This is a genomic window from Sphingorhabdus sp. (genome assembly GCF_050921905.1).
GTDB lineage: Bacteria > Pseudomonadota > Alphaproteobacteria > Sphingomonadales > Sphingomonadaceae > Sphingorhabdus_B.
Window position 1 is genome coordinate 1,195,087 of the sequence record NZ_CP050888.1, and the last position, 15,301, is coordinate 1,210,387.

The 15,301-nt window shown below is 57.1% G+C and carries 14 protein-coding genes and 1 tRNA gene; 6 read left to right on the forward strand and 9 right to left on the reverse strand.

Annotated elements, in window-relative coordinates; translation table 11 throughout:
- Positions 1-2 precede the first annotated feature (2 nt).
- From HEQ18_RS05685 to HEQ18_RS05695, 3 genes are read left to right on the forward strand one after another with little or no spacing between them, the layout of a single operon-like run.
- Positions 3-209: a hypothetical protein gene (locus tag HEQ18_RS05685; protein ID WP_432815851.1), complete on the forward strand. Its 207-nt coding sequence runs from the start codon at positions 3-5 to the stop codon at positions 207-209.
- 1 nt (position 210) lies between these two features.
- A complete protein-coding gene (locus HEQ18_RS05690) occupies positions 211-792 on the forward strand; it encodes a TIGR00730 family Rossman fold protein (RefSeq protein WP_432815852.1) in 582 nt (193 codons plus the stop codon).
- Between the two features lie 22 nt (positions 793-814).
- Positions 815-1,744, forward strand: coding sequence for a phytoene/squalene synthase family protein (locus HEQ18_RS05695; RefSeq protein ID WP_432815853.1), 930 nt, complete (start codon positions 815-817; stop codon positions 1,742-1,744).
- 61 nt (positions 1,745-1,805) lie between these two features.
- Here HEQ18_RS05695 and HEQ18_RS05700 read toward each other — a convergent pair whose 3' ends face one another.
- The 9 genes from HEQ18_RS05700 to HEQ18_RS05740 form a co-directional block, all read right to left on the reverse strand.
- Positions 1,806-2,606: a 3'(2'),5'-bisphosphate nucleotidase CysQ gene (locus tag HEQ18_RS05700; RefSeq protein WP_397606465.1), complete on the reverse strand. Its 801-nt coding sequence runs from the start codon at positions 2,604-2,606 to the stop codon at positions 1,806-1,808.
- On the reverse strand, positions 2,599-3,945 hold the full coding sequence (locus HEQ18_RS05705) for a TldD/PmbA family protein (RefSeq protein ID WP_432815854.1): 1,347 nt from the start codon (positions 3,943-3,945) through the stop codon (positions 2,599-2,601). Before HEQ18_RS05705 ends, HEQ18_RS05700 begins: the two co-directional genes overlap by 8 nt.
- 46 nt (positions 3,946-3,991) lie before the next feature.
- Positions 3,992-4,339, reverse strand: coding sequence for a hypothetical protein (locus tag HEQ18_RS05710; protein ID WP_432815855.1), 348 nt, complete (start codon positions 4,337-4,339; stop codon positions 3,992-3,994).
- A gap of 69 nt (positions 4,340-4,408) precedes the next feature.
- Positions 4,409-5,047: a 7-carboxy-7-deazaguanine synthase gene (gene queE, locus HEQ18_RS05715; protein ID WP_432815856.1), complete on the reverse strand. Its 639-nt coding sequence runs from the start codon at positions 5,045-5,047 to the stop codon at positions 4,409-4,411.
- On the reverse strand, positions 5,044-5,727 hold the full coding sequence (gene queC, locus HEQ18_RS05720; protein ID WP_432815857.1) for a 7-cyano-7-deazaguanine synthase QueC: 684 nt from the start codon (positions 5,725-5,727) through the stop codon (positions 5,044-5,046). Before queC ends, queE begins: the two co-directional genes overlap by 4 nt.
- Before the next feature lie 923 nt (positions 5,728-6,650).
- Positions 6,651-6,727: transfer RNA gene (locus HEQ18_RS05725), tRNA-Arg, on the reverse strand.
- A gap of 142 nt (positions 6,728-6,869) precedes the next feature.
- Positions 6,870-9,530, reverse strand: coding sequence for a pyruvate, phosphate dikinase (gene ppdK, locus HEQ18_RS05730; protein ID WP_397605331.1), 2,661 nt, complete (start codon positions 9,528-9,530; stop codon positions 6,870-6,872).
- A gap of 164 nt (positions 9,531-9,694) precedes the next feature.
- A complete protein-coding gene (gene glyS, locus HEQ18_RS05735; RefSeq protein WP_432815858.1) occupies positions 9,695-12,199 on the reverse strand; it encodes a glycine--tRNA ligase subunit beta in 2,505 nt (834 codons plus the stop codon).
- A 130-nt stretch (positions 12,200-12,329) separates the two neighbouring features.
- Positions 12,330-13,247, reverse strand: coding sequence for a glycine--tRNA ligase subunit alpha (locus HEQ18_RS05740; RefSeq protein ID WP_432815859.1), 918 nt, complete (start codon positions 13,245-13,247; stop codon positions 12,330-12,332).
- Positions 13,248-13,402: 155 nt separating this feature from the next.
- Between HEQ18_RS05740 and HEQ18_RS05745 the strand changes: the two genes are divergently transcribed.
- From HEQ18_RS05745 to HEQ18_RS05755, 3 genes are read left to right on the forward strand one after another with little or no spacing between them, the layout of a single operon-like run.
- Entirely contained in the window at positions 13,403-13,615 is a 213-nt protein-coding gene (locus HEQ18_RS05745; protein WP_432815860.1) for a helix-turn-helix transcriptional regulator, read from the forward strand.
- Positions 13,584-14,273 carry a hypothetical protein gene (locus HEQ18_RS05750; RefSeq protein WP_432815861.1) on the forward strand — a complete coding sequence of 230 codons (690 nt, stop codon included), beginning with the start codon at positions 13,584-13,586 and terminating at the stop codon, positions 14,271-14,273. Before HEQ18_RS05745 ends, HEQ18_RS05750 begins: the two co-directional genes overlap by 32 nt.
- 56 nt (positions 14,274-14,329) lie before the next feature.
- Entirely contained in the window at positions 14,330-15,280 is a 951-nt protein-coding gene (locus HEQ18_RS05755) for a TraB/GumN family protein (protein ID WP_432815862.1), read from the forward strand.
- The last annotated feature ends 21 nt before the right edge of the window (positions 15,281-15,301 follow it).

Here is a 15,301-nt window from a genome sequence, read left to right on the forward strand (position 1 = left end):
TTATGAGTAAGTTTTCTTATTGGGAGTCTGAAGATTCGGTTTCGAATGAGTTTACCTTTGGTGAAAAACTATCAGTTGAAGAAGCTCAGGTCCTCGCCACACTTAAAGTTGCCCACAACTTAGAAAAAATTTCGACAACATTGGATGAATTATTTAACATGATTCAAAGACATCCAATTGATGTGAACATCAAAGAAATGCCGAGCTAATATGAAACGCCTTGCGGTCTACTGCGGGTCAGCAACCCCTGAAAACCCGGTCTATATCGAAGCTGCGCGCAGCATTGGAAAGGCGTTGGCCAAACGCGGCATTGGTGTTGTCTATGGCGGCGGACGGCTGGGCCTGATGGGCGCAGTGGCAGATAGCGCGCTGGAGGCAGGTGGCGAAGTGATTGGCATCATCCCAGAGGCTTTGGTCGGGGCAGAAGTCGCGCACAAGGGCTGTACCGAGCTGCATGTGGTATCGGGTATGCACGAGCGTAAGCAACGCTTCACCGACTTGTCCGACGGTTTTATAACCATTCCCGGCGGCGTGGGCACGATGGATGAATTGTGGGAAGCGATTAGCTGGTCACAGCTTGGCTATCATCAAAAACCTGTTGGCCTGTTGAACGTCGCCGGGTTTTACGACCAGTTGATCGCATTTAACAAGAATATGATCGATGTTGGCTTCATCCGGCCACAACATACCGGGATTATGCTTGTGGATGATAATCTGGACGGGTTGTTGGCCCAAATGGCCGCCTATGTGCCGCACAAAACGATTTTCCAGATGAAGGCGGATGACCTGTGACTCCTCCCCGATACGGGGAGGAATGATGTTCAACCGCCCTGCACTCATCGCCTTTGCGCAAGAGAGTATCTCGCGCGGGTCGAAATCCTTTCGCTTCGCCAGCCGCCTGTTCAACCGGACGACGCGCGAGCGCGTGTGGTTGCTCTACGCATGGTGCCGCAAATGCGATGACATGGCCGATGGGCAAGACCATGGCGGCGCTATGGAGGCTGTCTCGGACCCGCAGGCGCGATTGCAGGCGATACGCGAATTGACCGCGATGGCATTCGCCGGAACGCCCACGGGCGACCCAGCCTTTGACTGCTTGGGCGTGGTCGCACGCGAATGTGGCCTTACCCCGCGCATGGCAGAGGATGTGATCGAAGGTTTTGCCCTCGACGCCGCCGACTGGCACCCGCGCCGCGAAAGTGACCTGTATCAATATTGTTACCATGTCGCAGGCGCGGTTGGCGTGATGATGGCGGTGGTTATGGGCGTGCCGGCCGATGATGACGCCACGCTCGATAGGGCCTGCGACCTTGGCCTTGCGTTTCAGCTCGCCAATATCGCCCGCGACATATCGGAGGATGACGCTGCTGGCCGGTGCTATTTGCCCGATGACTGGCTCGCTATGCTCGATATCGGGCCTGGCGAACATATGAAGCCGCATAACCGCAAAAAACTGGCGCTGATGGGCCGCTGGCTTGCCGATGAGGCCGAACAATATGAGGCATCGGCACGCGTTGGCGCCAAGCATTTGCCCTTGCGCGCCCGCTGGGCGGTCTTGTCTGCGGCCGGGATTTACGGCGAAATCGCACGCAAGGTCCGCGCTGCCGATGCGCAGGCTTGGGACCAACGGATTTTCACAAGCCGGCCAGAAAAATTCCGGTGGGTGCGCAGGGCGTTTGTCGATGCGGTCGCGAACAATCCACGATATATGAACCGCGATGCTTTGTGGACGCGGGCGCGTTAGAGCTTTCGAAAGCAGCACTCTGACAGCAACCTCACCTGTCCATCATCCTGGAGCTATCGGGTTAGGACGACGCGAGCAGTTGCGCCGCTCTGCCCGACAAACGCTCCACTGCCGCTTGATGAATCCCCGGCGCGCAACAGATCAGGCCGAAATCCAACGGTTCGCGTTTGTTATAGCGTATAGGTCGCCCCAAGGCATCGGTAACAATCCCGCCTGCCTCCTGCGCAACCAAATGCGCCGCCGCGATGTCCCATTCATTGCCCCATCGCAATGTCGCGACAAGATCCGCACGGTCGCAAGCGACCATCGTCATGCGCATGGCAATGCTGTTGGGCTTGGTAACGGTCACCAGATCAGCATCCAGTTTTGGCAAATCATCCGCAGGCACGCGTGATCCGGCGAAGTCAAATCGGGTGCTGCCCGCAAGCTGCTCTCCATTGCAGGTCACGCCTTCATTGTGCGCCGCCACCCAGACTTTGCCCTGCGCAGGCGCGGCCATCACAGCGAAGACCGGCAGGCCATCTGCCACCAAAGCCACCGACACGCACCATCCGCTGCGCCCGCGCACATAATCGCGGGTGCCGTCGATAGGGTCGACGAGCCACAATAATCGTGCGTCCAGCCGTGACGGGTCATCCACGGTTTCTTCCGACAACCACGCGGCCTCCGGCAAAATGGCCCGCAACCTTGTGGTGAGAAAGGCGTCAACCGCCATGTCGATGTCGCTGACGGGGTTATTCTTGCCCTTGTCCCACACCTTCGTGTCGGCCGCCGCGCCCTCGCGCCAACTGGCAAAGGCCAGTGCCGCGGCCTCTTGCGTGGCGGCTACAACGGCGGCGCGGTCAAGCTGCCGTTCAGGCACCTGCGATCATCATGCCGTCGATACGCAATGTTGGCACGTTCATGCTGCGTGTGAATTCTAAGTCATTGGCCGCAGTCATGGCCGCAAACATGTCCTTCAAATTGCCCGCAATGGTGAATTCGCTCACTGGCCCCGCAATTTCGCCGTTGATGATGAGGAACCCTGCGGCACCCCGGCTGTAATCGCCCGTAACCGGGTTGACGCCTTGGCCTGCGAGCTCATGGATATACACGCCATGTTTGATATCGGCGATCAGTTCCGTGACGCTTACGCTGCCACCCTCCAGATGCACATTGGATGGGCTGACGCTGGGCGCACCGCTGATCCCGCGACTGGCGTGACCCGTGGGTTCCAGCCCCAATTGCCGCGCCGACGCGCTTTCCATCAACCAACCCGTCAATGCGCCCTTTTCGATGATATAACGGCGCGTCGTGGGCAGGCCTTCACCATCAAAGGCGCGTGAACCAAGGCCGCGCATCCGGTGCGGGTCATCGATAATGGAAATGCTGCTGTCGAATAATTGCGCGCCAAGTGATTCCAGCAGGAAGCTTGTTTTACGCGCAATCGCCGACCCGCTGATGCCGCCGAGCAAATGGCCAACGAATGATCCACCAACCCGTGGGTCAAACACGACTGGCATCTGGCCGCTTTTTACCATGCCGGGGTTCAACCGTTTGACCGCGCGTTCCCCCGCCCGGGTGCCAATGTTGGATGGACTGTCGAGGTCTGCAAGATGACGCGCCGACCGCCAGTCATAATCGCGTTCCTTGGCATCGCCATCGCCCGAAAGCACGCTGGCCGACATGCCATAGCCGGATGCTGACTTGACGCCCGCAAAGCCATGGCTGGTGGCCAGCGCAAAGATACTGCGTCCGGCGCTGGCGCCTGCGCCTTCGCTGTTGGTGACGCCGGGCACAGCGCGCGCCGCGTCTTCGCATTCCAACGCAGCCGCACGCAGATGGGCTGGGTCCGGGTCAAGGCCGTCATCGCTATCAAAATCCGGAACAGAGCCCGTCAACAAACGATCCTGCGGCGCAAGGCCAGCATATTGGTCCTCCGGCGCTTCCTTTGCCATATCGATAGCGCGGGTGACGAGCCCTGCAAGAATGTCCGGGTTCATGTTGGATGATGAAATGGTGGCGGAGCGTTGGCCGACAAACACACGCAGGCCGATATCTTCGCCTTCGGAGCGGGCGACATCTTCCAACTGGCCAAGCCGCACCTGCACCTCCGTCGAGGCATCGCAGACATAGACGGCATCCGCCGCGTCAGCGCCTGCCTTCATGGCTTGGGAAACGAGATTTTGCGCGCGATCAAGCGCATGTTGTGGTGTCAGCATGATTCCCGCTTAGGCGCGGGCCGTTACAGCGTCAATCAAGCGGCCTTCAAAAAACCGTGAATAGCACCGCCAACACAGCCGGAATAGCAATCGCAGCGACCCACAGTTTCAACCGGTCGGCAAAATATTGCGTTTCCAGTCCGTCGTCTGGATGGGCAGTCGCACATTGTGCCTGCCAACGCCGCTCCAAATTCCGGCACAACGGAATGACGGCCGCGACCAAAAGGACCAAGACAAAATAGGGAAAAATCGACATTCCGCTAGACTCAATCGTCGGCGTCACCAAAAAAATCAGCATTAATGTGTACACGACCAAAGCAATGGCGACATGGTCAGACATGCGTTTCGCATAGCTTTTATACGCGCGCAGATGGGATTCTTGGGCTTTTGCCATTTTCTCTCTCCTCTTCCCGTCACAAGACTGTCACTTTCACGAAGAGGTTTCAAGCAAATTTTCAAGTAGCTAGGGAAGGCCCAGAATCTTATGATTTTGCAAGGATAAGCGCCATTTTGGTCGCTCCATGACGAAACGCGTGGCCGCTGCGACATTGGCTGCATTCAAGCCCGCGTCACCTGTATCCATGGGCTGAATAAGGAAATGGGCAAATTGCCATTGCTCCATCGCATCAAGGTCACTGGTCGGTTGCGGCCACACCAGTTTCAATTCGTCGCCAGTGCGGTGAATGACGTCCGATCCCGCCTTTGGGCTGATACACACCCAATCAATGCCGGGATGCACCTTTATCGTGCCGTTGCTTTCAATCGCGATCTGGAAAGCTTGCGCGTGGAGCGCGTCGACGATGCCGTCATCCACCTGCAACATGGGTTCGCCGCCAGTGATCACGACATAACGATTGTCGGTGCCATCGCCCCACAGCTCGGCAACCTTGGCCGCCAGCGCGTCGGCATCATAACGCCCGCCATTTTCGCCATCGATGCCGACAAAATCGGTGTCGCAAAACTGGCAAATGGCGCTTGCGCGGTCAGCCTCTCGCCCGATCCACAAATTGCAGCCCGAAAAGCGCAAGAACACCGCACGGCGGCCCGCATGCACGCCCTCCCCCTGCAACGTCAGGAAAATCTCTTTAACCGCATAGCTCATGCGTACATGGTCGGGTCAGGTAGCCCCGCATCGGCAAAGCCCTTCGCACGCAGGCGGCAGGCATCGCATTGACCGCAGGCCTTATTATCGGGGCTTGGGTCATAGCAGGACCAGCTCATCCCCGCATCGAGCCCAAGCCGCGCAGCCTCCCGCGCAATGTCCGCCTTGGTCATATGCTGCAACGGCGTGTGGACGGTGAAATGGTCGCCCTCGACGCCTGCCTTGGTCGCCAAATTGGCCGTCGCCTCAAACGCCCGGATGAAATCGGGGCGGCAATCGGGGTAGCCCGAATAATCCAGTGCATTGACCCCAATCCAAAGATCACGGGCATCGCGCGCTTCGGCCAGGCCAAGGCACAAGGACAAAAATATCGTGTTGCGCGCCGGGACATAGGTCACCGGAATAAAGCCAGACTCCACGCCCTGCTTCGGCACATCAATATCCGCCGTCAACGCCGACCCGCCAAAACGCGTCAGGTCCAACGGCAATAGAATATGCTCCTTCGCCCCCAAATGCGTGGCAATGCGCGCCGCACTGTCCAGTTCAATACGGTGGCGCTGGTTATAATCAATGGTCAACGCAATCAGATCATACCCCGCCTCCTGCGCCAACCCGGCCACAACCATGGAATCAAGGCCGCCCGACAAAAGGACGATTGCGGATTTATTCTCTATGCTCATGCCGCCCCCATAGCCGTTCGGCATGGGCAAAGTCGAGACTGCGTTAGTGGGGTGGTGGGGTTATGCAGCTTTCACGGTAAATCGTTAATTCTGGTGCCTAAGTTTACAAACATATACCCAAAACGCGGTATTTCTGTAAACTTACCTCGACTTTGCGAGGTTGGCTTACCGGGCACGAAAGCCGGGGTGGGGTTCAACACATTCAAAGAGCCGGTCGCGCCACAATTGCGGGCGTAGCGCACAGAATCTCAAAACAAATCCTACATTGCAAGCGAAACCTATTTAGGGCTTATCGCAATTGTTACCGGAATTGCCCACTCTTTCGTCATCCTGAACTTGTTTCAGGATAACGAACCACGGTCGCATGTTATCCTGAAACAAGTTCAGGATGACGAGCTATGGGGTGAGGGAGTTGGATCAACAGCCATTTAGGAGATGACGCACAAGTTACCGGAATTCCCTAGATCACCCCTCCCCTTCAGGGGAGGGGAAGGGGGTGGGGCCTGTCGGCGTTGCGCAAACCTATATGCCCCACCCCAACCCCTCCCCTGAAGGGGAGGGGCTTAATTTCGCAATATGCACCGCAGCAAGATTATTTCGGGAATGACGCACCTGTCATGGTAATTAAAAGGGGTTACGGGCGAGACAAGAAGCGTGTCTTTCGTGGCGACCAAGGTCAGTTAGTTTACCAACACGCATATCGCTAAAGCCCCGCCGATAAGGAGAGAGGTCGGGGGGATGATCTTGGCCTCTCTGCACAATTCGTGACGAAAACACATGCGTTCATAACAGGTTAGCGAAAAGCCGATAAATGTCAATTTCGGGAATGACGCGCCTGTCACCGGAATTGCCCTCTGCGCCTCTGCGTGCACAAAATTGCTAAGACACCGCGCATAACGCGGACATTAGTAAAGAGGGGAAAATGGTGCACCCGGAGCGATTCGAACGCCCGGCCCTCAGATTCGTAGTCTGATGCTCTATCCAGCTGAGCTACGGGTGCACTGGAACGCCGCTATTAGGGTGGTGATGTGCAATTGGCAACCGCAATTTTTGCACTTCCAACCCAAATATTGCACGCGGCGGTCTCATAGAATGCGCAAATTAATGTGCGCCGCTTTCTCCGTGCCCTGTGCGTTCACGGCTTAGCTTTTTGCCAACGCCGCCTGCGCCGCCGCCAGACGCGCAATCGGCACGCGATAGGGTGAGGCGCTGACATAATCGAGGCCGACCTTTTCGCAAAAAGTGATCGATGCCGGGTCGCCGCCATGTTCGCCGCAAATGCCAAGCTTTATGTCTGGACGCGTGGCGCGGCCCTTATGGACGGCGATCTCGATCAATTGGCCAACGCCTTCGACATCGAGGCTAACGAAAGGATCGCGGGCGTAAATGCCCTTGTCGACATAATGCGTCAGGAAGCGGGCGGCGTCATCGCGGCTGACGCCCAAGGTTGTCTGCGTCAGGTCATTGGTGCCAAAGCTAAAGAAGCTGCCCACTTCGGCAATTTCATCGGCCATCAACGCCGCGCGGGGCAGCTCGATCATCGTCCCGACAAGATATTCGATACGCTTACCCTGTTCGGCAAAGACGTCTTCGGCGGCCTTGTCGACGACATCCTTCATCAATTCCAGTTCGCGGCGCGTGCCGACGAGCGGGATCATGATTTCCGGCACAGGTGCAACGGCAAGGCTGCACGCGGCTTCAAATATCGCCCGTGCCTGCATCTCGTAGATTTCGGGATAGGTGACGCCCAAGCGGCATCCACGATGGCCAAGCATGGGGTTAAATTCGTGCAATTCGGACGCGCGTTGTTTCAGCACTTCAACGCCAACGCCCGCTGCGGCCGCAACCTCGGCAAATTCGCTTTCCTGATGCGGGAGGAATTCATGCAAGGGCGGGTCCAGCAAGCGGATGGTAACGGGAAGGCCCGCCATAACTTCGAAAATCGCGGCAAAATCGTTACGTTGTTCGGGCAATAATTTGTCGAGCGCAACGCGGCGGCCCTTTTCATCGTCCGCGAGTATCATTTGGCGCACGGCAGTAATGCGGGCGGCGTCAAAGAACATATGCTCCGTTCGGCACAGGCCAATGCCTTCTGCACCAAAATCGCGTGCGGTTTGGGCGTCGGACGGGGTTTCGGCATTGGCGCGGACCTTCATCCGGCGCCCCGCGTCGGCCCAGACCATCAACGTCCCGAAATCGCCCACCAATTCGGGCTGAATTGTCGGCACTTCGCCGGCCATCACTTCGCCGGTCGAACCATCCAGCGTGATGATATCGCCTTCTTTCAAGGTGCGCCCGGCGATACGCAATACTTTGGCCGTGGCGTCGATTTGCAAGCTGCCTGCGCCTGACACACAAGGCCGGCCCATGCCACGTGCGACGACGGCCGCATGGCTGGTCATCCCGCCACGCGCGGTCAATATGCCCTTGGCGGCGTGCATGCCGTGAATGTCCTCAGGGCTGGTTTCGATGCGGACCAAGACAACCGCCTTGCCCAATTCGCTGAACCGTTCGGCGGTGTCGGCATCAAAGACAATTTCGCCCGATGCCGCGCCCGGTGACGCAGGCAGGCCAGAGGTCAGCACATCGCGCGGCGCTTGCGGATCAAGCGTTGGGTGCAGCAACTGGTCCAGCGCCATTGGGTCAACGCGCAGCACAGCCTCATCGGTTGTAATCATGCCCGCTTGCGCCATATCGACGGCGATTTTCAAGGCGGCCTTGGCGGTGCGCTTGCCCGAACGGGTTTGCAGCATCCACAATTTCTCCCGCTCAACGGTGAATTCAATATCCTGCATATCGCGATAATGCGTTTCGAGGATGTCGAACACGCGCGCCAGTTCATCATAGACCTGCGGCATCGCTTCTTCCATCGACAGCGGCTTTGCGCCTGCGCGCTCACGGGCCGCCTTGGTCAGATATTGCGGGGTGCGGATGCCAGCGACAACATCCTCACCCTGCGCGTTGATCAGATATTCGCCATAATACGCATTTTCGCCCGTTGCCGGGTCGCGGGTGAAGGCAACGCCCGTCGCCGACGTTTCGCCCATATTGCCAAAGACCATCGCCTGCACATTGACCGCAGTGCCCCAGTCGCCCGGAATATTGTTCAGGCGGCGATAGACCTTTGCCCGGTCGCTTTCCCATGATCCAAACACCGCGCCCACCGCGCCCCATAATTGGTCGTGCACATCTTGCGGAAACGGCTTGCCCCATTCGGCGGCCACAAGGCGCTTATATTCGGCCACGAGCGCCTTCAAATCATCGGCAGAAAGCTCTGTATCGAGGTAGAAACCGCGATCTTCCTTGGCGATCTCTAGCGCCTCTTCAAACGCGCCATGATCCAGTTCCAACACCACATCGGCATACATTTGAATGAAGCGGCGATAGCTGTCCCATGCAAAGCGGGCATCGCCCGACGAAGCCGCCAGGCCTTCGACCGTCTGGTCATTCAGCCCGAGGTTTAACACCGTATCCATCATCCCCGGCATCGACACCCGCGCGCCCGAACGCACCGACACCAGCAACGGATTGGTGGAATCGCCAAAGGATTTACCCGTTACCTGCTCAATATGTGCAAGGCCATTGGTGACTTCGGCCCGGACGCTGTCGGGGAAGCTTTGGCCATTGGCGTAATAAGCCGTGCACATTTCGGTCGTGATCGTGAAGCCGGGCGGGACAGGCAGGCCAATCGACGCCATGCCATCCAGGTTCGCGCCCTTGCCGCCCAAGATATTTTTATTGCCGCGAACGGTTTCGTCACCATCCGAAACACCGCCACCGAACCGATATACATATTGGGTCATTCATTACTCCAACCTGCCCCTCTCCCCTTGCGGGAAAGGAGCGAGACTTGGCAACTAGTTGCCTAGTCGCAACGGTGAGGGGTGCAGGTTGTGAGGAACCCCCTCACCCTCCCACTGCTGCGCAGCGGGCCCCTCCCTCTCCCGCAAGGGGAGAGGGGTTTTACCTACCCCTCAATCTTCGAAAAATCGGCCACCTGATGAACCGCATCGCGGAACCGTGCGAGTAAGCCCAAACGAAACGCGCGCTTGTCTTGGTCGGGATCATTGACCATCACAGCTTCAAAAAAGGCATCAATCGGGGCGCGCAAAGTCGCCAATGCGGCCATTGCACCTTCGAAATCTTCGACCGACAAGGCGGCTGCGGCCTTGGGTTCGGCGGCGTCGAGCGCGGTGCGCAGGGCAAGCTCCTCCCCATCGACTAAAGATGGGGAGGTGGCAGTTGCGCCGGCAACTGACGGAGAGGCCCCTCCACCCCTCGGCTGCGCCGAGCGGTCCCCCTCCCCATCGCGAGTCGATGGGGAGGAAGATTCAGCCTGCTTCAATATATTCGCCGCACGCTTATACGCCGCCAACAGGTTCGCGCCCTCGGCGGTCGTGATATAGGCCTGCAAAGCCTTCACCCGCGCCAGCAGCCGGACAAGATCATCCTCGCCACCAAGGCTAAACACCGCATCGATCAGGTCATGCCGGACGCCCGCCTCACGTTGTTGGACTTTAAGGCGGTCGGCGAAGAATGTTAGAATTGAAGATATCGCAGGCTTAAGTCTACTTTCAAATGCTTGAGCTTGCTTTTGATCGTAAGCGCGTTGTCTTGCAATTGCATGAGCGTCCTTCCGATCCTGTTCGGACACAACATAACCTGCTTCTTCTCTAGCTCGAAGCATTTCGCGCACCGCTGTCCTGTCTAGCTGTCCTTGTAGATATCCCGACAGGTACGCCATGTTAGAACCAAGCGCTCTCGCTAGATTCAGTCGGACTTGGTTCTGTATAATGATTTGGATGGTTGAAAGTGCTGCTCGTCTCAAGGCAAACGGATCTCGTGATCCGGTTGGAGACATGTCTTCATAGAAAAACCCAACCAGCGTATCCAACTTATCCGCCAAACTCACCGCCACAGTGACCGGCGCGGTGGGCACATCATCGCCCTGCCCGACTGGCTTGTAGTGATCGCGGATGGCGTCGGCGACGGCGTCGCTCTCGCCTTGCGCGCGGGCGTAATAGCCGCCCATGATGCCTTGCAATTCGGGGAATTCACCGACCATGCCGGTGACAAGATCCGCCTTGCACAAACGCGCCGCGCGCTCGGCTTGGTCGGCTAGCGCACGCACAGAAATATCTTCGTCATTCCCGCGAAGGCGGGAATCCATCTCCTGCCCTGTTGATTCTAGCTGCTCACTCCGGAGTTGGCCCCCCGCCTTCGCGGGGGTGACGTTGGGGTTTGGAGCCCCATCCAAATCCTGTGTGTCCCGGCGAAGGCCGGGGTCCAGAACCGCATCAGATGACTCATTCGTTGCGGTCTGGGCCCCGGCCTGCGCCGGGGAGCGCGGCCCAACAATACCTTGCTCCACCAACCAACGGGCAAGCTTCGCCACGCGTTTCACCTTGTCGGCAACGCTACCCAATTTTTCATGGAATGTTATCTGCGCCAATTTCTGCGCTTGGTCATCCAGCGCGACCTTTAGGTCCTGTTCCCAGAAGAATTTCGCATCGGACAGGCGCGCGGCCAATACTTTTTCATTACCCGCAACAATCGCCGCCCCTTTGTCATGCGCGTCAATATTCGCTGTGCAGACAAAGGCGTTGGCCAGTCTGCCCGCTGCATCATGGCAGACAAAATATTTCTGGTTCACGCGCGCCGTCAACTGAATGACCTCTTGCGGCACGTCCAGAAATGCGGGGTCGAAGCGGCCAAGCATCGGCACTGGCCATTCGGTCAGGCCGGCATTTTCGATGACCAGACCTTCATCCTCCACCAAAGTCAGGCCAGCCGCCTCTGCCGCCGCCTTCGCGCCGTCACGGATTATGCGGCAGCGTTCGGAAAAATGGACGAGGACATGGGCGTCGCGCAGCTTTTCGATATAATCGCCCGCATTTCCGATAATGATAGGCCCGCTGTGATGGAAGCGATGGCCCATCGTCTCCGCACCGCTAACGATGCCTTCGATTTCACAATGCACGACCGCGTCACCCAACAAAGCGACAATGCCCTGCAATGGGCGGACCCAGCGCAGGCTCTCGGTCGAGGCCGACGCCGCGCCCCAGCGTTGCGATTTCGGCCAGGGGAAGGCACGGATGATCGCGGGGATCGCCTCTGCCAAAACATCCACCGTCTGACGCCCGGCCTTTTCAACTACCGCATAATAGACGCCATCGCGTTCGACCAACTGGTCTTGCGAAAGGCCAGTTTTGCGCAAGAAACCCTCCATCGCCTGCGGCGGCGCGCCGACCTTTGGCCCTTTGGTTTCTTCGGAAACTGCCTCGGTCGCCAACGGCAATCCGTTCGCGATCAACGCAAGACGGCGCGGCGTGGCGAAGGTTTCCACCGACGCCGCCGCAAGCCCGGCCTTTGCCAATGCATCGTTAAACAGCCGCGCCAAGTCTTCCTTGGCCTTCAATTGCATCCGCGCAGGGATTTCTTCGGAGCGCAGTTCAAGCAGGAATTCGGTCATGCAGCGTCCCCGTCATGCTGAACTCGTTTCAGCATCCATCGTGCCACACAGGCCGAAGGGTAGAGACGAGAAATGGACCCTGAACCAAGTTCAGGGTGACGGCTCCGGGGAGGATTTGACATGCGGGCCATCACGCCGCGCGCCAATTTGGATGACGACTGTTCCAGTCGGGGGCGTTCTTTTCCATCCATGCCTGGCAACTGCCTTTGGCAAGGTCGCGGACGCGGCCCATGTAGCTGGCGCGTTCCTGCACGGAAATCACGCCGCGTGCCTGCAATATGTTGAAGATATGGCTCGCCTTGATCGCTTGCTCATAGGCGGGAATGGGCAAGCCGTGTTGCAGGCAGCTTTCGCATTCTGCCGTCGCTTTTTTGAACGCATCAAACAACATGTCGGTGTCGGCGACTTCGAAATGATAGGTGCTCATTTGCCGCTCATTTTCGCGGAAGACGTCGCCATAGGTCACCGCCGGGCGATCTGCCGTTGCGTTGTTATACACAAGGTCGAAAATGCTGTCCTTGTTCTGGATATACATCGCCAGCCGTTCCAGACCATAAGTCAGCTCGCCCGAAACAGGTTTGCAGTCAAAGCCGCCCATTTGCTGAAAGTAAGTGAACTGCGTCACCTCCATACCGTCGCACCATATTTCCCAGCCAAGGCCCCATGCGCCCAGCGTCGGGCTTTCCCAGTCATCTTCGACAAAGCGGATGTCGTGCAACAACGGGTCAATGCCAATGGCCTTCAACGAGCCGAGATATAGCTCCTGCAAATTAGGCGGGCTAGGTTTCAGGATCACCTGATATTGATAATAAGCGCCCAGCCGGTTGGGGTTTTCGCCATAGCGGCCATCGGTCGGACGGCGCGATGGCTGCACAAAGGCGGCGTTCCACGGGTCAGGCCCCAGCGCGCGCAGGGTCGTGGCCGTGTGGAACGTGCCAGCGCCCATTTCCATGTCATAAGGCTGCAAAATGGCGCAACCCTGCTTGCCCCAATAAGCATGGAGCGTGAGGATCAGATCCTGAAAACTTAATGGAGCGTCGTCGGACATGGCCAGCCATTGGCGGAGATAGGCGGCTAAATCAAGGTTATGAATAAGCGCACGGGTTTTTGTCAGTGGTGCATGGCATTATGTAAGGTGTTATTGACATTATCTGCGAATCAATTTAGTCAGGCTTCCATGACATACAGACACCGGAACCTGACATGAAAAATCAGCTCAAAGTGCTGCGGGCGATGCGCAACTGGAGTCAGGCCGATTTGGGCGAGCATCTCGATGTCTCGCGCCAAGCGGTGAATGCGATTGAAACGGGGAAATATGACCCCTCGCTGCCGCTGGCGTTCAAGATTTCACGGCTGTTTGACTTACCCATCGAGGAGATTTTCGATGATGGATTTGACGGAGGGGGCGATGTTTGATGTAGATGAAAATGAGGATCAAAATGGCCGCCGCATATTGTGGATGACAGTGTGCGGCTTTGGCATGATTATGATCTTGGCGTATATTGCTGGTCACCTGTCCGCACATATGTCCGAAGGTGGCGGTCCGCTAAATACTGCTGGCTACGCTATTTTAGCGGCGCTCATGAGTGTCACCCTCGCGCTTGCGTTCGCAATATGGAAATTGTTTCAGCAGGTGAAGCGGAGCGACGAAAGGGCAACCCGTCGCGAAAAGTTAAATCGAAACATTATGATGGCCTGCACCGGACTGGGTTTTGTCACCGGATTGGTCATCATTGTGTCCGGTATTTCCAACACATCGGGGAAGATAACAGACCCGTTTTCTGCCTTACTTACAAGGCCAATACCCTTAACTATTGTTATTCCACTGGTCGTTTTTTGGGGCGTAATCATGCCCGTGATTGCATGGTTTTGGCACACGCGCGCCATCGACGAACAAGAAGCGAACGCCTATCGCGACGGCAGCTATTACGCGGCTTATGCCTTTTTATTCCTCACACCATTGTGGTGGCTGTTATGGCGCGGGGGACTTTTACCCGAACCTAATGGTGTTGCCATTTACCTCACATTTTCAATGGTCTGGACAATAGTCTGGTTCTGGAAGAAATACCTATAACTACTGGTATAATTTCGTAGAAATAATTTTCTATCTTTCATTAAAGGAGAATGAGAATGCGTATGAGTTTGAAGTCATTATTGGCCGCCACTGCGACATGCGCATTGGCATGGGCAACGCCAGTTGCGGCGCAAAACGCGCCGACGGAGGCGCCCGCATCGGTCACCGCACTTGACCCCGTCAAGGCGGCCCCTGCGGTCAAGGACGTCGACCCCGCTTTGTGGGTGATCAAGGACGAAGACACCACCATGTACCTGTTCGGGAGCATCCATGTCTTAAAGCCAGGTCTTGGCTGGTTTGACGATGGCGTAAAGACCGCTTTTGACAGCTCGGACCAATTGGTGCTGGAACTCGTCGAGCCGCCCGCAGCCGAAGTTCAAGCCTTGTTCGGCAAGCTGGCGATGGATCAGCAGGGCAAGACCCTGCGTTCCAAAATGAATGATGCGGACCGTGCAGTTTACGATGCGGCGATGGGCAAGCTTGGCCTTCCTGCACCCGCTTTCGACCCGTTTGAGCCATGGGCGGCGGGAATGACCTTGTCCTTGATGGCCATCCAGAAAGCCGGCTTTGACCCCAATAGCGGTGTTGAAAAACAACTGACGGCGGCGGCGAAGGTCAGTAACAAGCCCATCGCTGGACTTGAAACTGCGGAGTTTCAGCTTGGTATTTTTGATACCCTGCCAGAGGCCGATCAAATCGCCTTCTTGGTCGAAACGGCAAAAACGATTGATGATACCAACAGCATGATGGATAAAATGGTCAACATGTGGGGATCGGCGGATACCGAAAGCCTTGCCCAACTTTTGAACGAAGGGATGACCAGCCGGACGTTATACGACGCATTGCTGACCAAGCGGAATGCCAATTGGGCGAAATGGATTTCCGCGCAAATGAAAAAGCCGGGCGTGACGTTCATGGCGGTTGGCGCAGGGCATCTGGCCGGCTCGACAAGCGTTCAGGCTTTGCTTCCGGCCTATGGCCTGACCGCAACACGGGTGGCCTATTAAGCTAGGGTCAGGACTTATAAT

What these genes read in the sequence shown, in the direction of transcription:
- HEQ18_RS05685 (WP_432815851.1), top strand. Translation starts at nt 3, where the DNA reads ATGAGTAAGTTTTCTTATTGGGAGTCTGAAGATTCGGTTTCGAATGAG.
- HEQ18_RS05690 (WP_432815852.1), top strand. Translation starts at nt 211, where the DNA reads ATGAAACGCCTTGCGGTCTACTGCGGGTCAGCAACCCCTGAAAACCCG.
- HEQ18_RS05695 (WP_432815853.1), top strand. Translation starts at nt 815, where the DNA reads ATGATGTTCAACCGCCCTGCACTCATCGCCTTTGCGCAAGAGAGTATC.
- HEQ18_RS05705 (WP_432815854.1), bottom strand. Translation starts at nt 3,945, where the DNA reads ATGCTGACACCACAACATGCGCTTGATCGCGCGCAAAATCTCGTTTCC.
- HEQ18_RS05710 (WP_432815855.1), bottom strand. Translation starts at nt 4,339, where the DNA reads ATGGCAAAAGCCCAAGAATCCCATCTGCGCGCGTATAAAAGCTATGCG.
- queE (WP_432815856.1), bottom strand. Translation starts at nt 5,047, where the DNA reads ATGAGCTATGCGGTTAAAGAGATTTTCCTGACGTTGCAGGGGGAGGGC.
- queC (WP_432815857.1), bottom strand. Translation starts at nt 5,727, where the DNA reads ATGAGCATAGAGAATAAATCCGCAATCGTCCTTTTGTCGGGCGGCCTT.
- ppdK (WP_397605331.1), bottom strand. Translation starts at nt 9,530, where the DNA reads ATGACCCAATATGTATATCGGTTCGGTGGCGGTGTTTCGGATGGTGAC.
- glyS (WP_432815858.1), bottom strand. Translation starts at nt 12,199, where the DNA reads ATGACCGAATTCCTGCTTGAACTGCGCTCCGAAGAAATCCCTGCGCGG.
- HEQ18_RS05740 (WP_432815859.1), bottom strand. Translation starts at nt 13,247, where the DNA reads ATGTCCGACGACGCTCCATTAAGTTTTCAGGATCTGATCCTCACGCTC.
- HEQ18_RS05745 (WP_432815860.1), top strand. Translation starts at nt 13,403, where the DNA reads ATGAAAAATCAGCTCAAAGTGCTGCGGGCGATGCGCAACTGGAGTCAG.
- HEQ18_RS05750 (WP_432815861.1), top strand. Translation starts at nt 13,584, where the DNA reads ATGATGGATTTGACGGAGGGGGCGATGTTTGATGTAGATGAAAATGAG.
- HEQ18_RS05755 (WP_432815862.1), top strand. Translation starts at nt 14,330, where the DNA reads ATGCGTATGAGTTTGAAGTCATTATTGGCCGCCACTGCGACATGCGCA.